Here is a 24,565-nt window from a genome sequence, read left to right as displayed (position 1 = left end):
ATAGTAATGTACCACAATCGTTTTGTTAAAGTTAGTCCAAACAATCGACCTTTTATTTAAATCCTATAGCCTAATCTCTACTATATTAGTTGGTTACTTGAATTACATAAGATACAGCTTAAAGTTATATTACATTGCTACTAACCATAGCCTTTCTCACATTAGAAATTATAAACTCAACTCCTATCTAAGATCCGTAACGCATAATTAGATATAGGAAAGTTCTCCATTAAGCATTTCCGCAATAGAATCACCATGTTTACCGCAAGAAGATAAATATCGAAAACTATGATATTGGAATCAATACCCATAATAATCAGGTCCATGTAAATCTATTGTAATGACTTTATCTCCTTCTATTCGTATTCTAAACATATAACTAAATGAAATAGTAGCAAGTAGTAGTATCTCTCTTTTTAGTTCTTTCACCTACAAAAAAAATTATAATAAAATCATTTTCACTGTTTTTACTTATTATGATAAAACACAAAGAATAATAGACAGGATACTAACTTTATTTTCAAAAGATATCATTTTTATAGTTAGTAATTTCTATTGCATCATTACTTTACTTCTCCATTAATTCGCAAAATAATTGGAGAAGATTTTACATTACAATAAACAGCGACAGTTTTTCTAAAGTACCCTTTATTTTCAGGTATTATCTGCACTACAATTTCTGTTTTTTCATTTGCTTCTATAGGCTTTTTACTCCATTCCGGGATAGTACAACCACATGATGAATCGACATTCGTTAGCACCAAAGGGACGTTACCCGTATTTTGAAGATAAAATTTAACTACATTTATTTCACCCAACTTCAATTCTCTCAACTCTAATATTTGTTCTTCTATTTCTATTGACGTCATTGGAATCTTACTACTTGACTCAACTAAATTGGCTTTCTCTTCTCCTTTTATTATCTGTTTATACAACTCCCAATTTGAGGAGTTATTTACAGGATTCCCTATAAGAACAACCTTATTGTTCTTGTCTAATAAAAATGTCTGAAACCTACTATCGGCTGAGAAATTATTAAGTTTATTAAGTTTGTTATCAACGTCAATATATGAAGGATACCTAAAATTATTCTTTTTAAAAAGAGCCTGTATATCTTCAAAACTCTTAGGTTGAAAGTAAAATAGAAAACTGACTAAATCTCCCATTTCATCTTCAACCTCCTCAATTAGTCTATTCCATTTGTATAATTGCGACTTACATCCCATACAACCTATAGAATCTATGTAAACTAATATCTTATAAGAAGCTAAATTCGATGATACATATGTAGTATCTTTATCTATAGACATACATAAAACATCCTTTGGGAAAATTATTTCTTTACCATTCCACTTTTCTACTATATTTCTCATTTCAACAGGCGAGGTATTACTCATGCATGAATAAAACATCACTAAAACTAACGTTATTAATATATTTTTCATGTTTATCGCTAATTATCTTTAAATTCATGCAAAATTAAGAATGGGTTATCTTCTTCAGCATTATAATCTCTAATCTGCTCAATCATTCCGGATGGATAATTGATTGCTTCCATCTTATTCTCAGCTATTTTATCCTTAAACATCTGTATCGTCTTATTATTCCAAATTTGAATTACAAAATTTCCAGAACTTGAAATGAATGAAGAAAGGTCAGGATTACAAGATTGTGTATAATTACTAATTAATACACCCTCATTTTCTTTTTTATCCCATAAAACAGCATTTGACAAATCCTTTTCCGCTATAAAATCATACAAAATATATCTCTTGTTCTCAAAATAGTTAACTATGCCAGTATTATATTTTTTCTTTTCTGCAATTCTCACAATAGTCTTTCCATAATTATATTCATCCTTCTCCAACTCTCCCTGTAATTCATATGGACTTATATTTTCTTTACTTTTTGCAATTATATAAGGGGCTATTGTATCATTTCTAAAGGAAAAAATAGTATCCGTAAATAAAGCACCAAAATGGAACTCTCCATCAATATAAGTAAAAGGATGTGTGCCAATATTAACCATAAAGTGGTTTGTATATTCTCCTGAATATCGCCTTAAATATTCCATAATAGAATAATCTTTTTTATTCACAACAAAATACATATTATTACCTTCCCAATTTGTGCCTGAATAACAAAATAAATTATTTCCTATCACCTTTGTTTTTGTAACAAGATTTAAATGCAAATTATTGTGTCTAATTTTATCAATAAAAACTCCCTCTTTATCATACTGAATTATTGTAGAACTTAACCCATCAACTATATTAATTAGACCTTTTTCCTCATCAATAAAAAACGAACTAATATTTAAATATTCTTCCGGACCTTCTCCTCTCGCCCCTATTTTATTCAAAGGTAACTATATACAATCTTACAGCTTAACTCTTGTTAAAATATAAAATATTTTTATTGTAGAATAAGTTTTTATATAGATATATAATTAAAAAAGAAGTTAGGGGATTTTGAGGGCAAAAACAAATTAATCAATGTACTCTATTCTGTAGAGTACTATCCACGCTAAACCTTTGTCAGTCATTTGTGGATATTCAGCTATTTTGTACTCAATATATTTTCTTTTCATAAAAATGCACATTTATTAATTGATGTGGTGTAATGTGATTTTTGGAAAGTGAAAATCCTCCTAACTTCTTATTTTGCAAACATACGAAATTTATAAAAGTAATCAATCATTTTAGTAAAGATAAGTAACCTCCATTAACTCCCCTTTGACAACTTTGACAATTAATCACATTCCCCTTACATACCTTTGTATTATTAAGACTTAAATATCTAATAATCAATTAATTATAATATTTAAATCTATTGATTTATAAATAAAATATTAATAATAAAAATGCAAAGGAGGAAATATGATTGATGTATCTAAATTTAACTCTCTAATTGAATTACTTGAAGCTTTTCCAGATGAAGAATCTTGTATCGTTTACTTAGAAAAATTACGTTGGAGAAATGGCAAAGTCAAATCTCCATTTGAATAAAAAATCGAAAGTCTATTATTTACCTAATCATAGGTATATGTGCAAGAATACTCAGAAAATATTCAATGTTAAAGTAGGAACAATATTTCATGGTACTAAATTACCACTAAAAAAATGGTTCATGGCAATATGGTTAGTATTAGCTCATAAAAAAGGTATATCCTCATTACAGTTGTCAAGAGATTTGAAGATAACTCAGAAAACAGCTTGGTATATATTACAAAAGATAAGAACTTATTTTATTTGTAGAAATAGAGGTAGGCTTAGTGGTGAAGTTGAATGCGATGAAACTTTTGTCGGTGGCAAAAATAAAAATAGACATTGGGATAAAAAGGTAAAAAACGCTCAAGGTAGAAGCTTTAAAGATAAAACTCCTGTTTTTGGAATGTTGCAAAGAAAAGGAGATGCTATCACCCGAGTTGTAGAAAATACATCTCAAAAAGAATTGACTCCCAAAATATTAGAATTTGTAAAAAGAGACTATACTGTATTATATACAGATGAATGGTTAGGATATAATGCAGTAGATAAGATGTTTTATCATTATAGTGTAGACCATGGTAAAGGTAAATATGTTGATGGAAGAATTTATACCAATACAATTGAAGGATTTTGGTCTATATTCAAAAGAGGTATTATAGGTATCTATCACCATATAAGCAAAAAGCATCTACAATTATATGCTAATGAATTTACCTTTAGATACAATACAAGAAAAATAAAGGATTCGAGTAAATTCAAATTACTATTGCGTAACTCCTATTTTAAAATAACTTATCTCGATATTATAGCTGCATAAATTTTATGCAAATCGTTTTTTGTAAATTTAACATCTTTGTATTGTTTGTAATTATTATATTTGAACCCTATTATGTATAATTTAAATTTTATGTATGTTATGAAGAAACTATTATTGATACTATTCACTATTTTATTATGCTTTAATGCATTTAGTCAAAATTCAACTTATACTTATGAAAAATATGGTGTTATTAATCAATATACCAATAATATGGTATTAGAAGTTAATGATATTTTAAGATTTTCCAAACATAAATTGAAAAATGAAAATTGTTTTATTATTAATATCAATGATTTATCTTCTTCTAGTAAAAAATCTACTGGATTTATTTTAACTATAGCTTTAAAAGGTTATGATGAATTGAATGAACAGTATGTTTATATTGGTGATGCTATTGAAGCTATAAATGAGTTAGTTTATATAGGGAAATGCTTAGTTAAATCTAAGAATAAATTGGATATATATCTTAATAATCAAGGTTATAATTATGAAGAAATTTATTATAACAATGACTTATCCTTTAGTGTGAATTTTTATAATATGAGAACAGACGAAAAAGGATATATACCACAAATACCAAATAAATTTATAAGAATATATCCAATAAGAAATAAAACCGAGCAAGAAAAAAGGGAAAAGGCTTTAAAAGAAAAGCAAAAACAGGAATATGAAAAAAGAGAAATTGAAGAAATTAAATTAATCTTAGATGAAGTAAATATTGAGAAAAAAATTTCAAATATAAAAAATGATATGATAAAATCTTATCTACAAAAAACAAAGGATATAATATTAAATACTCCAATAGAACAATTAATTGAAGAGAATAAAGTGAAGAAGAAAAATGCTTTTTTAAATTATAATTTTGAATTACGCATAGATAGCAATAAAAATGTAAATATCTTTAAAGATAAATGTAGTTATGAATTTCCCTATTATAATTATAATAGAAATAAACCATTCGGTGATTATAAAGAGAAAAAGTTAAGCACTTTTGAACTTTCACTTAAAGATAAATGTAGGAATAAATATTATCTAAATAATTTTAATTGTTGCAAGATTGGCAATAATATATTTATAGAAGATTGTGGGTTTTCTTATAAATTCATATTTGAAACAGATATAATTGGAGTAAAGGCAAAAGGAGATAATCTTAAATATTATTCAAATGAAAATAGAATATCCCAATTTGAAGAAGTACATGATTGGTGTTCCAAAAATATTACACAAAATGGATTTTATTTTATTCATTATATTCTTATAGATGGAGAATTGGTTTGTAGAACTTTAGATTTAAATAAAACCCAAAAGAAAAATTTAAAGCAATATTTGAAAATAGGTCTATTATATAAATTGAACAATTATATAAACAATTAACACCCATTCACATCTCTTTATTAGACTTTGCATAAGGGATTTTTACCTTTGTAGAAAAAGAAAAATATGAAAAGAAAAGAAGTAAAAGAAAATACTAATAAGTATTTAACTAATGAAGAGGTAAGAAAAGTCTTAAATCATCATAATTGGACTAAAGAACAAAGTTTTGAATATCTCAAAAGTATTGGAGGAGAGGAGGAAGCTAAAAGTCTTATTGATGAATTATATCCTCAAAAAGAGAAGAATTAATCCTTCTCTTTTTGAGGGCGTAATCTGAACTCTGTCCCCAAACAATTATCTTTGTATTATGGATAGAAACAGTGAAGAGTATCAGCAGATGCGTGACAAAGCGTTATCTCAACTGCGTAGTGGCGAATCGCTCACGGGCAAAGACGGAGCCTTTGGTCCGTTGCTAAAAGAGTTTTTAGAGGCCGCTTTAGATGGCGAGATGTCCTCCCACCTTGATGATTCAGAGCGTCTTAAAGGCAATAAGCGGAATGGTCGTGGCAGCAAACGTGTCAAAACCATGGCCGGCGAGATTGATATCGTGACTCCTCAAGATCGTCACAGCAGCTTTAGTCCTGAGATCCTTAAAAAGCGCGAGACGATTCTTGCGGACAACATGTCTTCCAAGATTATCAGTCTGTATGGTATGGGTTTGAGCCTTAGGGATATTTCCTCCCATATCGAGGAGATGTATGATGTTGAGATCTCCCACAACACCCTAAGTGAGATTATTGAACGCATAGTTCCCAAGGTGAAGGAGTGGCAAAGCCGCCCCCTGGAATCAATGTATACCATTGTGTGGCTTGACGCAATGCACTACAAGGTGAAGGATGGTGGTCGTACCGAAAGTCGAGCTGTCTATAATGTTCTGGCAGTCAATAAAGATGGCCATAAAGAACTGATAGGCATGTATGTATCAGAAAGCGAAGGGGCTAATTTCTGGCTGAGTGTCTTGACCGACCTGAAAGCACGTGGCATGAAAGATGTTCTGATCGCTTGCATTGACAATCTCACGGGATTTGCTGAAGCAATCAGCACTATTTTTCCTGAGGTAATCATCCAGAACTGCGTCATACATCAGATTCGCAATTCATTGAAATACATAGCCTCAAAAGATCAAAAAGAGTTTATGGCAGATTTGAAAACAGTCTATCAAGCCCCTAATAAAGATTTAGCAGAGCTCAACCTTGATAAACTACAAGATAAATGGGGTAAAAAATACCCTGTTGTCTTGGAATCATGGCGACGAAACTGGGATAATCTATCGGCCTATTTTGCTTATGATGAGCATATCCGAAGACTGATTTACACAACTAACGCCGTCGAGGGCTTCCACCGTCAAGTACGAAAGGTGACCAAAACCAAGGGTGTCTTTCCCAATGACATGGCATTGATGAAGTTGATCTACCTGGCTGTGATGAACATCTCCAAGAAATGGACGCAACCGCTCCAGAATTGGGCGTTAACTGCCGGGCAACTACGAATCAAGTTTGGAGAGAGAATGCCTCTGGCGATATAACCCATTTCCCCTTTTTTGCTTTTCAAACGCAAAGAAAAGGTAGTTCCCGGATGTGAGCAAGGGTATATAAACGGCTCATTCTTCGCCGCCCTTGCACACATCCAAAAACTACCTTAAGAAGCATTTGTAAATCCAAAAAGAAAAAATTATATTTGTTGTGATTTAAAAGAAATAGAAACCAGACAGAGTTTAAATTACACTCCCCTCTTTTTGATATTTTTTATTTTGTTGCTTTCTGAAAATATTCTCAAAAAGTCGTTGCTTTAAAACTTCTTGAGGTTCTGTTTCATTAAGCCAAATACCATCAATATTTTTTAAGATAACTTTATACGCTATATCTTTACATTTAGTACATTGATAATATTCTGGATATTCTACTATGAATCCATAATGGGTACAAGTTTGTTTTTCCATAAAAATGTTATTAATTTTATTATGCTGCAAATATACGTAATATTCTCCAATTACAAAATAAATATTTATCAAATTCTATTATGTATAGCATGTTGATTATTAATATAATAGATTTAATTATTCAATAAAAATATTATTATATTTGATTTGAAAATTTATAACTTTTAAGAGGTTTTAAGCTGTAAGATTGTATATAATTACCTATTCAAATAATTACCAGCTAAATCAAAAACATACAGATTCGAACGATATGAATACTTGTCTAAAATATAAAATCTATTATCATATAGCTCTATTTGAATAATACCTCCAATTAAGTTTTCATCTAAAGCCTCTAATTTAACAATCTTACTTGATTTAAAATACTTAGTATCTCCATACTTTATGGACTGAATTTTAGGCAAATGCTCAATTTCTATCACAAAATCTGTACTTTCATTCTTTGAATTCGATACGTCACACATATAAAAACATGAAGAGAATAACATTACCAACATATATATATATATATATATTTCTCATAGTCTGCACAAATTATTTATTGCCCATTTTTAGTCGCTCAAGGCTATTATTTTCTTTATTAAAAGCATAAATGTTCGATTTATAGACACAAAATGAAGTATAAGATTTACCTGGTAATTTATATATATTAGACACATACATATTAGGTTCTAACTCTACTTCTATTATTGTATTTCTTGTGTAATTTTCTCCAAGTTTTGCACATAACAAATATATAGTATTTCTGTATATATACGCATCTTCTATCATCACATAATAGGAACTATCATCCAAAATTTGAGATTCGATGAAATGAATATTAGCCATAACCATTGGAACATCCGAAAAATCGAATGCATGCAAAAGCGTATTAGTTCCCAATTCATATTTTTCAATAATTGGTTGATTATCCGAAATGGCGTAATAGTATTTCTTATCATACAATAGATAACGAATGTTTCTATTACGATTCTCGTTAGCTGTAGAAAAGTGAAAATTTTCACCTATAAAAACTACATTTGTGTCATTTAATAGTGCTTTTTCAGGAACAACCATTATACAATTCTGTTCTGTCACATAAGACACATAAAAGTGATTCTTATCTACAAAGAAACGCGTACCTGATGCACCCATGAGTTGAGTTATATGTCCATGTTTACTCTTTAAAGACAGACTTTGTATTCCCCTTACATTTGCATCCATCACATAAACAGAGTCTCCATCAACATAGATACTGACAGGAATAATAGAACTACTACTATGATTAGAATCAGCAAAATCAATAGCTGAGCCAACCAAATGAGTATCCATTTTAATGACTTTACCTAATGCCCCATCCAACATATATAAAGTGTCATTATATATCTGCAACTGTTTAATATCTCTCAAAAATGTGGAATCGACCAAAGTTCTAACGTCTCTATCAATTACACATAATTTTTCTTGACTAGGGTTGCAAGATATTAACAATAAGAGCACGAATAAGAGTAAAATTTTCATATAATATTCCATTTTAATTTGCATAATGGAATATTCCATTATGCAAATTTTTGTTTTATCCACAGGTATATTTTTTTCCTTCACACTTAATCCATTGAGTCTGTAAAATTCCTTCTGTTCCAGAAGTACAATCACCAGTACTACTAGAGCATTCGACTGTTTTTATCAGTCTTCCATAAGCATTATAGCAATTTATACTTACTGAACAAGAGACAACATCTGCCTCTTGACTATTCGCAAGTGCTTCTATATTAGCTAATGAAATATTCGATAAACTTTCAATATTTCCAGAACCATCTTTGATATTAATTATAGCGATTGCAACAACTGCTATCGTCATTATGCCACATAATATTTTATTCTTCATGTTGTTTATTTTATTATATTAACACTTTAAGATTACATTCATACAGCAAACTATAAAACATTTATAATTTTCATACTAAATCAATGCATAAGCCACCATCCTTTCTTTTACATAGGAAGAAATAGACACAACAATCATTCTTCTCCCTAGAAAATCGACTTTTACCCTCCTTCTTTCCATTAGTTATCATTTCTATTCATTAATCCATCACAAACTCTCATTTCTGTATTTATCCTTTCAACAGAATAGCAATGTATATTTGCACTAAATCATTATTCTTTTTTATTTTTGTCCACCTCCTTTTTATAAGAATTGAGGAGTAAGTGAATTCAATAATCCAGCAAAATTAAAGTTCATCATCTAGTTCCTTTCTAATCATATTAATTATCTCATACTCAATCAAACCGATACTTTACAATTGGCTGATCATTATTTATGTCTGTCGCTATAATGGTTTTAGTAACTTCATCCACCCAAATACCATATACATAATGATCAAGCACATACTTACATAACGGTTCTCCTTTCAAACTGAATACATAGATGTACTTTCCTCCATCCGGAAGAGAACCATTATGCCTTGCAATCTCTTTAAATGTAGTCCCATGAAACACTGTATAAATGGCATTATCTGTTACTTGTACATCACTAAAGCCCATAATTCCTGAAGGTATTCCATATCCTTCAAATACTTTAAACTTTGGTTCCCCATTTTCACCAATACGAATAACTTCCGTGCTATCTTTAAAATTATAGACTTCAAGTACTTCACCTAGTTGAGTCACCATTGCTAATACACCGTTATGAGAATTATAATCAATAAAACTACGCCATGCCTGTGCCAATGCCGGACGAGCTTTTTGTAACGCTTGATTATTAATCGATGGGATAGCACCTATCTTTTTTACAAGTTTCCCATCATCATTAAGCCAACATAATCGGTTTTCGCCTGAATAATCAGGAATTATAAAGGTAGTATCATTATATATGGCAAAATCAAGTGGTCTTAAAATATCTTCATCCAATGTCACCGCTTCGTCACGGAGAAGTGAATCACCAGATGAAGAAAAACCTAACCGTGTTAATTCTCTTTTATTAGCATCTAAATTCCATACTTTATGATTGTAAAAACGAACATTATCCATTGATAGCATTCCAGTTGGTGAATCACCGCGCCTCCCAAAAGAGGATAAATATTGAAAGCCAGGATATTTGAACAAATGAGCATAATAATCGATGCCATGCAAATCCATTACAATGGCTTTATCTCCTTCAACTCGTATCCGGAATGGACAACGAAATAAGGCAGTATCAAGCTCTATCACCTCTCCCTTTAGCTTTTTCTCTTGTGGAAATTCTAAATAAGGAAGCACATTTTCTACATATTCCTTATGATTTGTTCCACAAGAGATTAAAATAAAGAGAAGGAGAAGGCTAATAAAGATCTTCAAGACTATACCCTCCAAAAATATACTCGACCTTTCTATGAGATACAGGACAATCTAAAGTCCCTTTTCCTATACAACGAGTAATGTCAGAATGCTCACCAGCAGCTAATGCTTCTACATTATACAAAAGCAATTCGCTATGCCCATTTCTATGAGAAGAAAAGTATTTAGTAGACAAAACTGCTACTAGGCATAAGAGAAGAAAAATTATTTTTTTCATACTACTTTTATGTTAAAGATTAATTCTGTGAACAAAAGTAGTAGTGAAAGGCTAAATAAGCAAAGAATATCGCTGACCAATCCTAACCTAGCATTATTTTTTATCTGGCAAAATCAAATAATAATTCAAAATAGTGCCATTTCATCGATAGTTTTAACTTTTACACTAAATTGGAAAGCTTCTCTGGAATAATCAGTTGATATGTACCACTTTTATTTATTATACTAAATGAAGGATCTATTTTTCTAAGCACCGAGCGCAAACGTCCAATCGCTGTATGCATTCGTTCACCATAACCTGAATAATTAGGCCATAATTTCTCATTGATAAAATCTTCCTCTAAAATGTATCCATTATCTTTTTGTTGAATAAACAACTCTAAAAGCAAACTAGATTGAGCTTGAATTTTCTGCTTGACATCATTTATCTCTATTATATTTTGATCTGCATAAAATATTATATTTTCACCTAATAAGTAAGAACGTAAGGGAATATTCTCCACCCTCTGCACTTCTTTTATTATTTGCTTTTCTACAGGAATCTCCTTTATAATTTCCACAGGAACTTCTTTAACAACCTCCACTGGCACTTCTTTAACAATCTCTACTATTTCTTTAGTATGCAATAAATGTATCTTACAACGAAGAATAATTAAAGACTTATAAAATCCATATCCTAAAATTACATATAATAGTAAATACAACAACGTCTCCTTATATATCATACTCCACACAGAGTAATATAAATAACCTATCACTTTTATCTCATAAACATAGCCTATATAAAAAGTGAAAACTACATTTGCAGAATTGCCGTACTCGTCCTGACTCTTATTCTGTAATTTTACATTGCCATCATTATCCATTAATGAAATACACAAAGCTGATTTGAAGCTAATATCTGATTTATTTAATTGTCCATCCCATATAATATTTAAAGAGTCAGGGTGAAGAGGCTTCTTAGAAAAAGCGAAAGTATGCAAAGCACGTAAATTTCCATCATTCGTAATATTCATCTGTTTTTTCTCATTATCTAATATACAGTAATGTCTTCCTGTCTCATCTTCCCAATAGACCGTGTCCGAAACATCAGCTCTTACAGCATCTGTTTTTAAATTAAATGAGATTTCATCTTTTAAATTTCGATTTTTTAATTCCTGATCCACTGCTTTTACAAAAGTCTCTCTCGCCTTCTCCTTAAGCTCTGTTATTTTGAAATCATAAGTATATTTGCATGCAAGGAAGAATAGAATTCCACCGATAGTAACTATAACAGATAACAAAATTACGCTTTTAGGTCTCATTTTATTTTACTTTATGTTGTTTTGTACTACAAAGATAACATATTTCACTACAATCTAAACTTTATACTTTAAAAAAGATATAACTTAATAGAAGAAAAGCCACTTTGTAGTCAGACAAATATTCACAATATAAATGTTGTAGCATCAAAACTCTTATTTTTTAAACTATACTTATATAAATATTTTACTATTTAATAAAAATGAAAATAGGATTTCACAAACTATTGATTATCAATAGTATACAAATCACCATTTTTCCTTTAAAACCAAAAGGGTGTTCCTTTAAAACCAACGACCCGTTTCTTTAAAACCAACGGGCATTTGGTTTTAAAGAAACGGACCATATTAAAGCAAAAAGAATAAGTTTGTTAACAATATTCAATATCCGATAAGCATAAAACAAGACTAGATACTTTATTAACATTATTCGATTTGCATAATTCTATTCAAATAACTACTTTTACGGAAAATTGAAACAGGTATGACTAAAGAAATTAACCCATTTATAGTAACTGGAAAAATAGAACCCGAGTACTTCTGCGATCGCGTGAAAGAATCAGAGAGGCTGGTTAAATCATTAACCAATGGCAATAACCTTGTCATTATCTCACCCAGAAGAATGGGTAAAACGGGACTAATCCGTTTCTGTTATGAGAAACCTGAAATAAAAGAAGATTATTATACTTTCTTCATTGACATACTCCATACATCAAGCTTAAGAGAATTCACTTATCTGCTTGGCAAAGAAATTTATGAAACACTATTGCCCCGCAGTAAGAAAATGGCAAGCCTGTTTATCCACACACTTAAATCGATCAATGGTAAATTCGGATTTGACCCGCTGACCAATCTACCTACCTTCAATCTGGAACTGGGGGATATTGATCGACCCGAATATACACTGGAAGAAATATTTCAATGTCTGATAGCAGCAGACAAACCTTGTATCGTTGCCATCGACGAGTTTCAACAAATTGCTAAATATCCCGAGAAAAATATAGAAGCATTACTACGCACACACATACAGAAAATAGAAAACAGCAACTTCATCTTTGCCGGAAGTGAACGGCATATGATGCAGGAAATGTTTCTATCTTCATCCCGTCCATTCTACCACAGTGCCGATATTTTGGAACTGAAAGCCATTGCACCGGAAATCTATATACCATTTATCGCAGACCATTTCCAAAAAAGAAAACGGCATATTGAAATCGAAAATATAGAAAAAGTATATCGGCTATTCAAAGGACATACCTTTTATATTCAAAAAACATTCAATGAAGCTTTTGCAGATACACCGAAAGGGAAAGAATGTACACTGGAAATTATCAAAACAGCTATAGATAACCTTATTGCATATAATGATACAATCTTTCGGGAAATCTTATCTAATATTCCCGAAAAGCAAAAGGAATTGCTTTATGCCATTGCCAAAGTAGGTGAAGCAGAAAACGTCACATCAGCGAAATTTATCAAACGATACAGTCTGACATCGGCAAGCTCTGTACAGTCTGCAACTAAAAAACTGCTTGAAAAAGATATTATTACAGAAATCAATAAAGTATATTCGGTTACCGACAAGTTTTTTGCCATGTGGATCAATACTATTTATGGCAATAAATATACCCTTTAGTAAAGATGCAATTACAATTACCATCAAATAAATTACAAAGTTAACACAATATATGGTAATTACCGAATGCCAATTATATTATTATGTTCTCACTATAAATATTTTAGCCCTATTTCTCTTCAATATCCTTGTTTTTCAAAACACATACGTTATCTTTGTAGTTATAGTACAAAACAAAATGAAGCAAAACAAAATGAAATCTAAAAACATCATTCTATTGTTTACTTTGGCATTGCCATTGTTCAGTTGTAGTGAATCACAAAAAAGAGTATCCTTTAGCGAAAGCACAACTGCTAAATCTACCGCTTTGAAGGAAGCCTTTATCTCCATTCCAATGGATATAAAAAGAAAGGAGATATCTTATATGCCGGTGATTTTAAAGGAGACAGCCTTTTATACTGCTATAGTCTTAGTGAACAACGCTTTGTAAATCAAATGCTACCACAAGGACAAGGACCTGATGAATTTTTAAGCCCTGTCGAATTCTTTCTGTCTGATTCGTCTGCCTTCATACACAATCGATGGCACTTCACAGCGCAAAACTATATATTCAACACGAAAGACTTTTCCATCCAGCGACAAGGAGAGTTGATACACCTGCCCATGAGCATTGACAGAGTCTATCCGATAAGCGAATCACGCTTTATAGCGTCCGGTGTTTTTGAAGATTGCAGATTCCTTATTTTAGATAATGACGGCAATGTTATATCCAAATGCGGCGACTTCCCGAACTATCAAAGTAGAGAAGAAAACATACCCAATACGGCTAAAGGTATGTTTCATCAATCACAATTCGGTTACAACACCGACCGGAAACGTCTGGCATGTGCTACCAGTAATGTACTTGAGCTATGGGACTATAAGCCGGAAACATTAACGCTCCATAAAAGACTATTGTTAGCACCCTATCATTATCAGTTCAATTCAAGCCCAGACGGTGTGTATGCGGAAAGTGATAATCCTGATGCCGAACTGGGAGCACGAGGCATTGCCGTTTCCAATAACTATGTTTATGTACTGTATAACCCAAACACCAATCGGATGCACGAAGAACAAAAAGAAACTCTAAACAGCGAGATTTGGGTTTTCGACTGGGAAGGAAAACCGATACGTAAAATTTTGACAGATACTCATATAGAATGCTTCTGTGTAGATGAAACCGATACTTCATTTTATTGTGTAATGACTGCACCGGACTATTGTATTGGGATAGTGTCACCATCCCATTAACATAGTGACAGTATGTGCCAAGGATAGTGTCACTATCCCGAGCACATACTGTCACTATAACAAATCGAATATTTTGAGCTATTCTTATCCTAGTCCGCCCGCTGTGTAGGCAGTGTAAACTCCTGAGAATCACAGATTACCCCATTCTCATCGGACACCGCTACGCGGAAAGTCACTTCACCATCTTTCAGCTTACTTCCGGCATAGACCGTAGCCGTATAGCGGATACCCTCACCTGGAAGAATTTCTTCTATCATTACAGTAGGAGAAATGCCGATATGTTTCACTTTCCCGACCGTCTCTACAATAGGAACCACGTCATAAACCGGATTTCGTCCTTCATTCATGATTTCAAAGATGATCTTGCTGCTTTCTCCCCCGTCTATCGCATGATTGCGGTTATCGTCAATAAAGCGAATCTTGCGCAGTTTCAACTGAGTCAGTTGCTGCTGAGTCTGCGTCCGAGGTTTAAACTTAGAGTGAGACTGCCCCTGTCTGACTTCCGGAACGTAAGCATATTCCTCTATCGGGTCCGGCTTCGGAGCAGTCAGCGCATTCCCTATCGCTGCACCGGCAATGGTGCCAACAATATTTCCAATGGCAGAGCCGCGATATCCGCCCCTCCAGCCACGATTATTATCTCCGATAAGTCCGCCTATCGAACTTCCCAGACTTCCCCCAATTGCAGCACCACCTACAATTGCTCCGGGATTTCCCATACGTCCCGATGCACATCCGCTCAACATCAGAGCAGAAAGCAGAATTACAGTTAGTTGTTTCCTCATGATCATCTCTAATTTTACTATGATTACTCTATCACTTTAAAACGTGCAAAACGCAACAATAGTTGCTTGTCCCCTGCATTTTTAAAATGAATCGTTGCTTTTGCATTATCACCCGTTCCTTCTACCCTGATCACTTCACCCAAGCCGAAACGTTCATGTTCTATCATCTGCCCCGCCTGTACTCCTGTTACAGATGCCGAACCGGCTGAAGCCGACCGTGTACTGCTTCCACTCACCGCACTGACCTTCTTCAGATTCTTCGGCACACTGGGTGCAATCACCTGAGTCTTCGGACGTTCACGATCGGAAAATTTAGTACCATAAGGCGTTCGTGTAGGAGATGCCGTACGCGTAAATCCACCTCCGATCTCCCTGCGGAAACGCCCCGCACCTTCGTCTACCGACCGACTGACTCCCGCCTCATGCGGCAACCGCAAATAATTCACATCGATATCCCGCAAGAAACGGCTGGGACTTCCAAACTCCATCTTTCCATAACGGAAACGGGTCTTGGCAAAAGAAATATAACAATGTTCTTCGGCACGGGTAATGGCCACGTAGAACAAACGACGCTCCTCTTCCAGAGCACGGGGAGAATCGCCCACCATACCACTAGGGAAAAGGTTTTCTTCCAGCCCCACTACGAATACGTTTTTAAACTCCAGCCCCTTGGCCGAATGAACGGTCATCAACGTTATCTTTTCTCCATCATCCGCTTTGTCCGAGTCCTGATCAGTAAGCAAGGCAATCTCCGAAAGGAAATCTGTCAGAGAAATATTCGGGTTGCCTTCTTCCTGCCGCAACGCGCAGAAATCATTCATACCATTCACCAATTCCTCAATGTTTTCCTTACGGCTCAGATTCTCCGGCGAAGTATCCTGACAGACATCATTGATGATGCCGGACCGGCGGATAATATCCGTTCCTATCTCATACGCGCTCTTGTCTGCCTGATCGGTCATAAAGCCTTCTATCAGTTCACGGAAACCTTGCAGTTTGGTGTGCGTACCTTTATTGATATTCAGCCCGTAGCTCAATGGTTCGCAAAGCGCCGCCCAAAGACTGACACCATTTTCAGTGGCAGCTGAGATGATTTTTCCAACCGTCGTATCACCGATGCCACGGGCAGGATAATTAATGATTCGCTTGAATGCCTCTTCATCATTCGGGTTCACTACCAAGCGGAAGTAAGCAATGACGTCCTTAATCTCCTTACGCTGGTAGAATGAAAGTCCGCCATAGATTTTATAGGGCATACTTCGTTTCCGAAGAGCCTCCTCGAAAACACGGCTCTGCGCATTCGTACGGTATAATATGGCAAAATCGGCATAGCCGTAACTATGTTCCCGACGCAGTTCAGCTATCTTATTGGCTACGATATCCCCTTCTTCCACATCGCTGTAAGCCTGAAAAACGCCAATCGGTTCGCCCCGTTCTTTTTCAGAGAATACTTCTTTCCGAATCTGACGTTCATTCTTTTCGATCAGACTGTTGGCAGCACAGACGATGGTTTGTGTAGAACGATAATTCTGCTCCAGTTTAAAGACTTTCGTGTTGGGATAAACCTTCGTGAAATAAAGGATATTATCAATATCCGCTCCACGGAAAGAGTAAATACTCTGCGCATCATCGCCTACCACACAAACACGCTGATTTTCTTTCGTCAACTGGAGTACGATGCTATGCTGGGCATAATTCGTATCCTGATACTCGTCCACCAGCACATAACGGAACTGCTCCCTATAACGGGCCAGCACTTCTGGAAAGTCGCGGAACAGAATATACGTATACACCAGCAGATCATCGAAATCCATAGCTCCCGCCTGACGGCATCTTTCCCAGTAACGGGTATATATTTCACGGACAGCAGGCACTTTGGCTGCCATATCTCCTTCATACGCTTCTTTGTTGGCGGCATATCCCGTAGGAGAAACCAAATGGTTTTTGGCACTCGAAATGCGGGCCTGCACCATCCCCGGCTTATATGTCTTTTCGTCCAGTCCCATCTCCTTGATGATGGAACGGATCAGACTTTTACTATCCGCCGAATCATAAATGGTAAATTGGGAAGTGAATCCGATATACTTTGCTTCGGCACGGAGAATACGGGAAAAGACAGAATGGAAGGTACCCATCCACAAATAACGTGCCCGCTCCATGCCCACCTGACGGGCTATACGATCTTTCATCTCACGCGCCGCCTTATTGGTAAAGGTCAGTGCGAGGATGTTCCACGGTTGATAGCCGTTTTCCAGCAGATAGGCAATTTTATAAGTCAACACACGTGTCTTTCCCGAACCTGCACCGGCTATCACCAGCGAAGGCCCGTCGTTATAAGTCACTGCTGCACACTGACTCTCATTTAATTCCTCTATATAGTTGGTATTCATAACAGCATTATAAAAACAATGAGGATTTTTAACAAACCCTTGGCGTTCAAATTTGTTTCAATACGACAAAAGTATAACATTCATTTGACAATGAAGATATTTTTATGATTTTTCATCACTAACTATTTAACCTAATCACTCAAAGCAATGAAAAAGAGTATATTTTTATCATTTATTTTATGTTTATGCCTTGTCGCCTGCATACCACAGCAAGCAATGGCACAAAAGCAAAGCCGCATGGAAAAGCTGCTGAGGTATCTGAACGACAATGACGCCGACAAATGGCAGAAGAACAGGGAAAAACTGGATGACGAAACAAAGGCGTACTATGCCGAAGATTTATCATTGATGGACGTCCTCAACGACCTGTGGAACGGACAGAGCGAACAGGCAGCCACCCTCTATTTCGGCTGCTACGAGAAAGCCGCCCAAAATAACTTCCCCAGTATCTGTGAAGGGGAAAAGATTCCGCTTTCTCAGATACGGGACAAGGCAGACCAGTCCATTATCAACCTGCTGGAGGCCTCGAAAGATAAAATTCCTTTCAGCCGGGCACTGCTGGACAGCATTCACGCCACCGAATATCCGGTTGACTCCGCCATGCTGCAACGGCTGCAGAACATCCGCGAGGTGGCGCTGCTGGAAGGAATGCTCAAAGCCCCCACTCCCATCATCTACCAGACTTACGTCAAGGAGTATCCCAACGGAAAATTTATCGCACAAGTCAACGCCTCCGAAAACGTACGGCTCTACCAACTAGTGAAGACCACCCCGACTCCTGCAAACTTCAAAGCCTTCTTTGAAGACCCCGAAATGCAGAAGTATTATCAAGACAGAGGTCCGCGCCCCTATCTTGCCGAGGTCCGTACCTTATATGATGATTTCCTTTTCCAACGTATCGACAGCCTGAAAAAAGAAGGAAATGCCACCGCCATCCGGCAGATCATCGATGATTATAAGAATACACCATATCTGGCCACCGGTGCACGGACTCACCTGAACGATCTTGAATATCTCAGTGAAAAGGCAGACTTCGAGCTTCTGAAACCGGCAATAGTCAACTCCGAATCGCTCGGTTTATTGCAGGAATTCCTCAAAACACACAAGTATAAGGAATTTCGTGACCAGGCAAAAAATTTGCGTGCTCCATTTATCCTGCAAGCCATTGTTTCCACCCCGACTACCGTGAAATATTACACTCAAGGACGATTGATAAAGTGCTGCGAAACCGACAGCACCGGCAATATTACGACCAGCTACACCTACAATGACAAGGGGCAGCTTACCACCACATTATCCGTGACTGAAAAGAACGGGCAACCCATCAACGAGGTGCAAACCAGCAGGCTGTACGACCCGCAAGGCCACTGCATCTTCGAAGTGAAAACTAATCCGAAAACCAAAACGGACTTTTACCGCCGTGCACGCCGCATCGGTATTGACGGTAGCATCGAAAGCGATTCTCTAAAATACATGGACGGCAGATATACCGTCAGCAGCTACAACAAGCAGGGATTACTGACGGAAACCAAAGAGTACAACAAGAACGGGGAAATGGAGGGATATACAGTCAACAAATATGATGACAAAGGCAGAATGACCGAATCTCAGCATCAGAATATGCTCTTTGTCAATTCGCCCAACCAGATTCTCTCGCAAAAAGAACTGTATGAATATGATAAATACGGATACCTCACCCGCATCGTCTACCAACGTATCTTCGGCAACAGCCAGAAGACGTCCGGCTGCCTGACCTGCCTGTACGACGAGTACGGAAACCGGATCGACGGTGACTCCTATTACGAATATGACAATACGGGACAATGGATATGCCGCACCAGCTATGACAACCCGCAGCAAGTGGAACGTATACAGTACATTTATAAATAAAAATAAAATACCGTGAACCTTTTGCGAACTATGGCTGTTATTATAGTATAACAAAACCATTTAAAGTTTTGACAATATGAATACTATATTAATGTCTTTAATAATTATGACCATGACTTACGAAATGCCTAAACTTCCTTACGCAAACAATGCGCTGGAACCTGTAATCAGTCAGCAAACGATAGATTTCCATTACGGAAAACATCTGCAAACATATGTAAATAATCTGAATAGCCTTGTGCCCGGAACAGAATATGAAGGCAAAACGGTAGAAGAAATCGTTGCCACCGCTCCCGATGGAGCTATCTTCAACAACGCCGGCCAAGTGCTGAATCACAATTTATATTTCCTCCAATTCGCTCCGAAACCTTCGAAAAAGGAACCGGCAGGCAAACTGGGAGAAGCCATCAAACGTGATTTCGGCAGCTTTGAAAACTTCAAGAAAGAATTCAATGCAGCAGCAGTCGGATTGTTCGGTTCAGGATGGGCCTGGCTGTCAGTAGACAAGAACGGTAAACTGCATATCACCAAAGAAGGAAACGGCAGTAACCCTGTACGCGCCGGACTGAAACCACTTCTGGGTTTTGATGTGTGGGAACACTCCTACTACCTGGACTACCAGAACCGCCGTGCCGACCACGTAAACGCCCTGTGGAACATCATCGACTGGGATGTGGTAGAAAAACGAATGTAACCGGACTCATTAAAATTAAGCTAAACTATACTATTGAAAAGGTCGTTGTGAATTTCACAGCGGCCTTTTTTCTAGCATAAAAAACTAAACCATCTATTGTATTTCAAAGGCATAATTTGTATTTTTGCAATAGCCGAAAATCAAAACAGACAATTATGACACTTCAGCTAAAAAATAAAAAATGGCGCATTGTCTACGTTATTTCCTTTCTTTTATTCTCCTTTACAGGCAATGCGGCTATTCCGGAAGAACCGGAAGAGGAGATTCTTTTCGTGACGTCCTATAATTCCGATACTAAATATACCTACGATAATATCAACACGTTCGTAGAAACGTACCGCCAACTGGGTGGCAAGTATTCCACCATCGTAGAAAACATGAATGTTACCGACCTCAATCAATCCAGAAAATGGAAAAAAAGACTTACCAACATTCTGGACAAACATCCGAACGCCAAGCTGGTTATCCTGCTGGGTGGCGAAGCGTGGAGCAGTTTCCTGCACCTCGAAGACGAGAAGTACAGACAACTGCCCGTATTTTGCGCTATGGCATCGCGCAACGGCATCCGTATTCCGGAAGACTCTATTGATATACGGACTTATGAACCTCAGAGTATCGACTTAACGGAAAGAATGAACAAATACAATATAATATACTGTAACACATATGAATATGATATCGATAAGGACATAGAAATGATGCGAAGCTTTTATCCGGATATGGAGCATTTAGTGTTCATCTCGGACAACACCTACAATGGACTTGCCGAACAAGCGTGGGTAAAAAAGAATATGAAACGCTATCCAGAAATATCGACGACCTATATTGACGGCCGTATCCACACCCTTGATGCTGCCGCCAAACAACTACGCGATGTCCCCAAAAATTCGGTTGCACTACTGGGTATCTGGAGAATTGACAATCGGGGCATAACGTATATGAACAACTCTGTATATGCTTTCTCCAAAGCGAATCCAGAGTTGCCTGTTTTCAGCCTGACTGCTACCGCCATCGGTTATTGGGCAATCGGAGGATATATCCCCCCAATACGACGGAATAGGGAGAAGCATGGGAGAACAGGCTTATCAATTTCTGGACAAGGGGAAAAACAATGTCGGCCACATTCATTTGTTGCCCAACAGATACAAATTTGATGCCAACAAACTGCATGAATGGGGATTTCAGGACAAGAAACTACCTTTCAATTCACTTATCATTAACCAACAGGTGCCTTTCTTTCAGGCATATCGGACGGAAGTGCAATTCATCCTGTTTACCTTCCTTGTACTGATAGGCGGACTGTTTATCTCACTGTATTATTATTACCGGACAAAAATCTTAAAGAATCACCTTGAGAAGACTACAGCCCAACTAAGGGAAGATAAAAAGAAACTGGAATTATCGGAAATTGCACTACGTCATGCCAAAGAGCGTGCCGAAGAAGCCAATCAACTGAAAAGTGCCTTCGTATCAAATATGAGCCACGAAATACGGACACCGCTGAACGCCATTGTCGGCTTTTCCAGCCTGCTGATCGATACCGTGGAAACAACGGACGAGCAGAAGGAATATGCGGATATCATCCAGACTAATTCCGAATTGTTATTGCAACTGATCAGTGATGTACTGGATGTATCACGTCTGGAATCAGGCAAACTGCTGTTCAAGTATGAATGGTGCGAACTGGTAAATCATTGCCAGAACATGATCACACTGACCAGAAAGAACCGGACAAGAGATATAGATGTCAGGCTTCAGATGCCGAAAGAGCCTTATATGCTCTATACCGATCCGCTACGTTTGCAGCAGGTTATCATCAACTTACTGAACAATGCGTTGAAGTTTACTCCCGACGGCGGAAGTATCACGCTGAATTATGAAATAGATGAAGAAGACCAGTGTATGCTGTTCTCTGTGACCGATACAGGCTCGGGCATCCCCGAAGACAAGCAGGAACTGGTATTCCAGCGTTTTGAGAAGCTCAACGAATTTGTGCAGGGAACAGGCTTGGGACTGGCAATCTGCAAACTGACCATACAACGCATGGGAGGCGATATCTGGATTGACAAGAATTATAAGAACGGAGCACGGTTTGTCTTTTCTCATCCTATCAAAAAACGGGAATCGGAAGAAAAATGAAAAAAAAACCGGATAATTTGATGAATCTTTGTTTCTTTTTCGCTTACTTTGCTCCCGTAAAGACAAAGGGGTGCCCCAAAGAGGGGCTGAGATTATACCCTAGGAACCTGAGGCAGTTAGCACTGACGTAGGGATTGTGTTTCTTTCTTATCGCCTTTCTATATAAGCACGCTCTTTGTATTTACTTTCAACTTATTAATACTGATAGGACAATGAAAGTACAAGTTAACAACAAAGAGGTGGAAATGATTCCTGCTTCTACCCTTACACAACTGGCTGCCCAACTGGAACTTCCGGCACAAGGCATCGCTATTGCCGTAAACAACAAAATGATTCCACGTTCCGAATGGGAAAAATTCGCATTACAGGAGAATGATAACCTCGTGGTCATCAAAGCGGCTTGTGGAGGGTAAAAGTATGGTCAGTCTACAATTTATCACCCACCAGACCGATCGGTATACATATTTCGAATCGGCACTCATGGCACTTGAAGGAGGATGTAAGTGGATTCAGCTACGCATGAAGGAAGCTCCGTGTGAAGAGGTGGAAGCTGTTGCCCTCCAACTAAAGCCTCTCTGTAAAGAAAAAGAAGCGATCTTACTTCTGGATGATCACGTCGAACTTGCCAAAAAGCTGGAAGTGGACGGAGTGCATCTGGGCAAAAAAGACATGCCGATAGATCAGGCACGACAATTACTTGGAGAAGCATTTATTATCGGAGGTACGGCAAATACATTCGAAGATGTCGTACAGCACTACCGTGCCGGAGCGGATTACCTCGGCATCGGTCCTTTCCGGTTTACCACTACAAAGAAAAACCTGAGTCCTGTTCTGGGACTGGAAGGTTATGCCGCTATTTTATCTCAGATGAAGGAAGCGAATATCGAACTGCCGGTAGTAGCCATCGGAGGAATCACCTGTGAGGATATACCCGCCATACTCGAAACCGGAGTGAACGGAATAGCACTTTCCGGAACGATTCTTCGGGCGGAGGATCCGGCAGCGGAAACACGAAAGATTTTGAACATGAAATGTATAATCAAATAAAATAATTGAAAAGTGGAAAAGTTAGTAATTGCAGGCCGTGAGTTCGACTCCCGCCTTTTTCTGGGTACAGGAAAATTCAATTCCAATGAAGTAATGGAACAAGCCATTCTGACATCGGGCACTGAAATGGTAACCGTAGCAATGAAGCGCATCGACATGGATGACAAAGAAGACGACATGCTGAAACATATTATTCATCCGAATATCCAGTTGCTACCCAACACATCGGGAGTACGCGATGCGGAAGAAGCTGTTTTCGCCGCACAGATGGCACGTGAAGCTTTTGGTACCAACTGGCTGAAACTGGAAATCCATCCGGATCCGCGCTATCTGCTCCCCGACTCTATCGAAACCCTGAAGGCTACAGAACAGCTTGTTAAACTGGGCTTCATCGTATTACCTTATTGCCAGGCCGACCCTGTGCTCTGCAAACGACTGGAAGAAGCCGGTGCCGCTACCGTAATGCCGCTAGGCGCTCCCATCGGAACTAACAAAGGACTGCAAACCAAAGAATTCCTGCAGATTATTATCGAACAGGCCGGTATCCCCGTTGTCGTAGATGCCGGAATCGGTGCACCGAGCCACGCTGCCGAAGCAATGGAACTGGGAGCTTCTGCCGTACTGGTAAATACCGCCATCGCCGTAGCAGGCAATCCGGTAGAAATGGCGTTGGCCTTCAAAGCCGCCACCGAAGCCGGAAGACGGGCATACGAAGTAGGACTGGGTCTGCAGGCTGATAACTTTATAGCAGAAGCAAGTTCACCTTTAACTGCATTTTTGGAATAAGTAATAGGTG

General features: G+C 37.0%; 22 protein-coding genes, 2 pseudogenes and 1 riboswitch. Of the genes and pseudogenes, 13 read left to right on the top strand and 11 right to left on the bottom strand.

Going from position 1 to position 24,565, the window contains the following annotated elements:
- Positions 1–563 precede the first annotated feature (563 nt).
- Together HMPREF9007_RS14335 and HMPREF9007_RS14340 are read right to left on the bottom strand one after the other, a co-directional pair.
- Positions 564–1,445 (bottom strand): DUF1573 domain-containing protein, encoded by an 882-nt coding sequence (locus HMPREF9007_RS14335; protein WP_008761342.1) that lies wholly within the window; start codon positions 1,443–1,445, stop codon positions 564–566.
- Between the two features lie 8 nt (positions 1,446–1,453).
- On the bottom strand, positions 1,454–2,362 hold the full coding sequence (locus HMPREF9007_RS14340) for a 6-bladed beta-propeller (RefSeq protein ID WP_008761341.1): 909 nt from the start codon (positions 2,360–2,362) through the stop codon (positions 1,454–1,456).
- Positions 2,363–2,879: 517 nt separating this feature from the next.
- Here HMPREF9007_RS14340 and HMPREF9007_RS14345 point away from each other — a divergent pair.
- The 4 genes and pseudogenes from HMPREF9007_RS14345 (at position 2,880) to HMPREF9007_RS14360 (ending at position 6,709) form a co-directional block, all read left to right on the top strand.
- Positions 2,880–3,807, top strand: a pseudogene (locus HMPREF9007_RS14345) (IS1595 family transposase).
- Positions 3,808–3,906: 99 nt separating this feature from the next.
- Positions 3,907–5,184, top strand: coding sequence for a hypothetical protein (locus HMPREF9007_RS14350; protein ID WP_277754657.1), 1,278 nt, complete (start codon positions 3,907–3,909; stop codon positions 5,182–5,184).
- Between the two features lie 66 nt (positions 5,185–5,250).
- Entirely contained in the window at positions 5,251–5,433 is a 183-nt protein-coding gene (locus tag HMPREF9007_RS14355; protein ID WP_008761339.1) for a hypothetical protein, read from the top strand.
- A 58-nt stretch (positions 5,434–5,491) separates the two neighbouring features.
- Positions 5,492–6,709, top strand: coding sequence for an IS256 family transposase (locus HMPREF9007_RS14360; protein WP_008761338.1), 1,218 nt, complete (start codon positions 5,492–5,494; stop codon positions 6,707–6,709).
- Positions 6,710–6,898: 189 nt separating this feature from the next.
- Here the strand turns inward: HMPREF9007_RS14360 and HMPREF9007_RS0124965 are convergent, their stop codons facing one another.
- The 7 genes from HMPREF9007_RS0124965 to HMPREF9007_RS14380 all read right to left on the bottom strand — a co-directional run bounded on the left by HMPREF9007_RS0124965 (position 6,899) and on the right by HMPREF9007_RS14380 (position 11,961).
- Positions 6,899–7,123, bottom strand: coding sequence for a hypothetical protein (locus HMPREF9007_RS0124965; RefSeq protein WP_008761337.1), 225 nt, complete (start codon positions 7,121–7,123; stop codon positions 6,899–6,901).
- A gap of 197 nt (positions 7,124–7,320) precedes the next feature.
- The gene (locus HMPREF9007_RS0124960) at positions 7,321–7,587 is read right to left on the bottom strand and encodes a 6-bladed beta-propeller (protein ID WP_277754667.1); all 267 of its coding nucleotides are present in this window, start codon (positions 7,585–7,587) and stop codon (positions 7,321–7,323) included.
- A gap of 70 nt (positions 7,588–7,657) precedes the next feature.
- Entirely contained in the window at positions 7,658–8,623 is a 966-nt protein-coding gene (locus tag HMPREF9007_RS14365) for a hypothetical protein (RefSeq protein ID WP_277754656.1), read from the bottom strand.
- A 55-nt stretch (positions 8,624–8,678) separates the two neighbouring features.
- Complete coding sequence (locus HMPREF9007_RS14370; RefSeq protein ID WP_032850349.1) at positions 8,679–8,990, bottom strand: NVEALA domain-containing protein; 312 nt, start codon at positions 8,988–8,990, stop codon at positions 8,679–8,681.
- A gap of 395 nt (positions 8,991–9,385) precedes the next feature.
- Positions 9,386–10,441 carry a BF3164 family lipoprotein gene (locus HMPREF9007_RS14375; protein ID WP_008761334.1) on the bottom strand — a complete coding sequence of 352 codons (1,056 nt, stop codon included), beginning with the start codon at positions 10,439–10,441 and terminating at the stop codon, positions 9,386–9,388.
- On the bottom strand, positions 10,425–10,658 hold the full coding sequence (locus HMPREF9007_RS26115) for an NVEALA domain-containing protein (protein WP_128567824.1): 234 nt from the start codon (positions 10,656–10,658) through the stop codon (positions 10,425–10,427). The genes HMPREF9007_RS14375 and HMPREF9007_RS26115 overlap by 17 nt, the downstream gene beginning before the upstream one ends.
- Before the next feature lie 160 nt (positions 10,659–10,818).
- Positions 10,819–11,961, bottom strand: a complete 1,143-nt coding sequence (locus HMPREF9007_RS14380; protein WP_008761333.1) for a hypothetical protein — start codon at positions 11,959–11,961, stop codon at positions 10,819–10,821.
- A 481-nt stretch (positions 11,962–12,442) separates the two neighbouring features.
- Between HMPREF9007_RS14380 and HMPREF9007_RS14385 the strand changes: the two genes are divergently transcribed.
- The 3 genes from HMPREF9007_RS14385 (at position 12,443) to HMPREF9007_RS14390 (ending at position 14,824) form a co-directional block, all read left to right on the top strand.
- The gene (locus HMPREF9007_RS14385; protein ID WP_008761332.1) at positions 12,443–13,594 is read left to right on the top strand and encodes an ATP-binding protein; all 1,152 of its coding nucleotides are present in this window, start codon (positions 12,443–12,445) and stop codon (positions 13,592–13,594) included.
- 178 nt (positions 13,595–13,772) lie between these two features.
- On the top strand, positions 13,773–14,024 hold the full coding sequence (locus HMPREF9007_RS27655) for a hypothetical protein (protein ID WP_277754655.1): 252 nt from the start codon (positions 13,773–13,775) through the stop codon (positions 14,022–14,024).
- Positions 13,952–14,824 carry a TolB-like 6-bladed beta-propeller domain-containing protein gene (locus HMPREF9007_RS14390; protein ID WP_277754666.1) on the top strand — a complete coding sequence of 291 codons (873 nt, stop codon included), beginning with the start codon at positions 13,952–13,954 and terminating at the stop codon, positions 14,822–14,824. Before HMPREF9007_RS27655 ends, HMPREF9007_RS14390 begins: the two co-directional genes overlap by 73 nt.
- An 89-nt stretch (positions 14,825–14,913) precedes the next feature.
- On the opposite strand, the gene HMPREF9007_RS14395 is transcribed toward HMPREF9007_RS14390, so the two are convergent.
- Together HMPREF9007_RS14395 and HMPREF9007_RS14400 are read right to left on the bottom strand one after the other, a co-directional pair.
- Positions 14,914–15,609, bottom strand: a complete 696-nt coding sequence (locus HMPREF9007_RS14395; protein WP_008761331.1) for a hypothetical protein — start codon at positions 15,607–15,609, stop codon at positions 14,914–14,916.
- Positions 15,610–15,632: 23 nt separating this feature from the next.
- Positions 15,633–17,999: a UvrD-helicase domain-containing protein gene (locus HMPREF9007_RS14400; protein WP_008761330.1), complete on the bottom strand. Its 2,367-nt coding sequence runs from the start codon at positions 17,997–17,999 to the stop codon at positions 15,633–15,635.
- 147 nt (positions 18,000–18,146) lie between these two features.
- Between HMPREF9007_RS14400 and HMPREF9007_RS14405 the strand changes: the two genes are divergently transcribed.
- The 6 genes and pseudogenes from HMPREF9007_RS14405 (at position 18,147) to HMPREF9007_RS14430 (ending at position 24,555) form a co-directional block, all read left to right on the top strand.
- The gene (locus tag HMPREF9007_RS14405) at positions 18,147–19,889 is read left to right on the top strand and encodes an RHS repeat protein (protein ID WP_008761329.1); all 1,743 of its coding nucleotides are present in this window, start codon (positions 18,147–18,149) and stop codon (positions 19,887–19,889) included.
- Positions 19,890–19,965: 76 nt separating this feature from the next.
- Positions 19,966–20,583 carry a superoxide dismutase gene (locus HMPREF9007_RS14410; protein WP_008761328.1) on the top strand — a complete coding sequence of 206 codons (618 nt, stop codon included), beginning with the start codon at positions 19,966–19,968 and terminating at the stop codon, positions 20,581–20,583.
- 155 nt (positions 20,584–20,738) lie between these two features.
- Positions 20,739–22,722, top strand: a pseudogene (locus HMPREF9007_RS14415) (HAMP domain-containing sensor histidine kinase).
- A gap of 56 nt (positions 22,723–22,778) precedes the next feature.
- A riboswitch (TPP riboswitch) is annotated at positions 22,779–22,873 on the top strand.
- A gap of 61 nt (positions 22,874–22,934) precedes the next feature.
- Positions 22,935–23,135, top strand: a complete 201-nt coding sequence (gene thiS, locus HMPREF9007_RS14420) for a sulfur carrier protein ThiS (protein WP_008761327.1) — start codon at positions 22,935–22,937, stop codon at positions 23,133–23,135.
- 4 nt (positions 23,136–23,139) lie between these two features.
- Positions 23,140–23,769, top strand: coding sequence for a thiamine phosphate synthase (locus HMPREF9007_RS14425; RefSeq protein ID WP_008761326.1), 630 nt, complete (start codon positions 23,140–23,142; stop codon positions 23,767–23,769).
- A gap of 12 nt (positions 23,770–23,781) precedes the next feature.
- Entirely contained in the window at positions 23,782–24,555 is a 774-nt protein-coding gene (locus HMPREF9007_RS14430) for a thiazole synthase (RefSeq protein WP_008761325.1), read from the top strand.
- Positions 24,556–24,565 lie beyond the last annotated feature (10 nt).

It is taken from the genome of Bacteroides sp. 1_1_14 (assembly GCF_000162515.1).
In the GTDB taxonomy this organism is placed as follows: domain Bacteria; phylum Bacteroidota; class Bacteroidia; order Bacteroidales; family Bacteroidaceae; genus Bacteroides; species Bacteroides thetaiotaomicron.
Note: the sequence above shows the minus strand (reverse complement) of the source record. Positions and strands in the feature narration are given on the sequence as shown.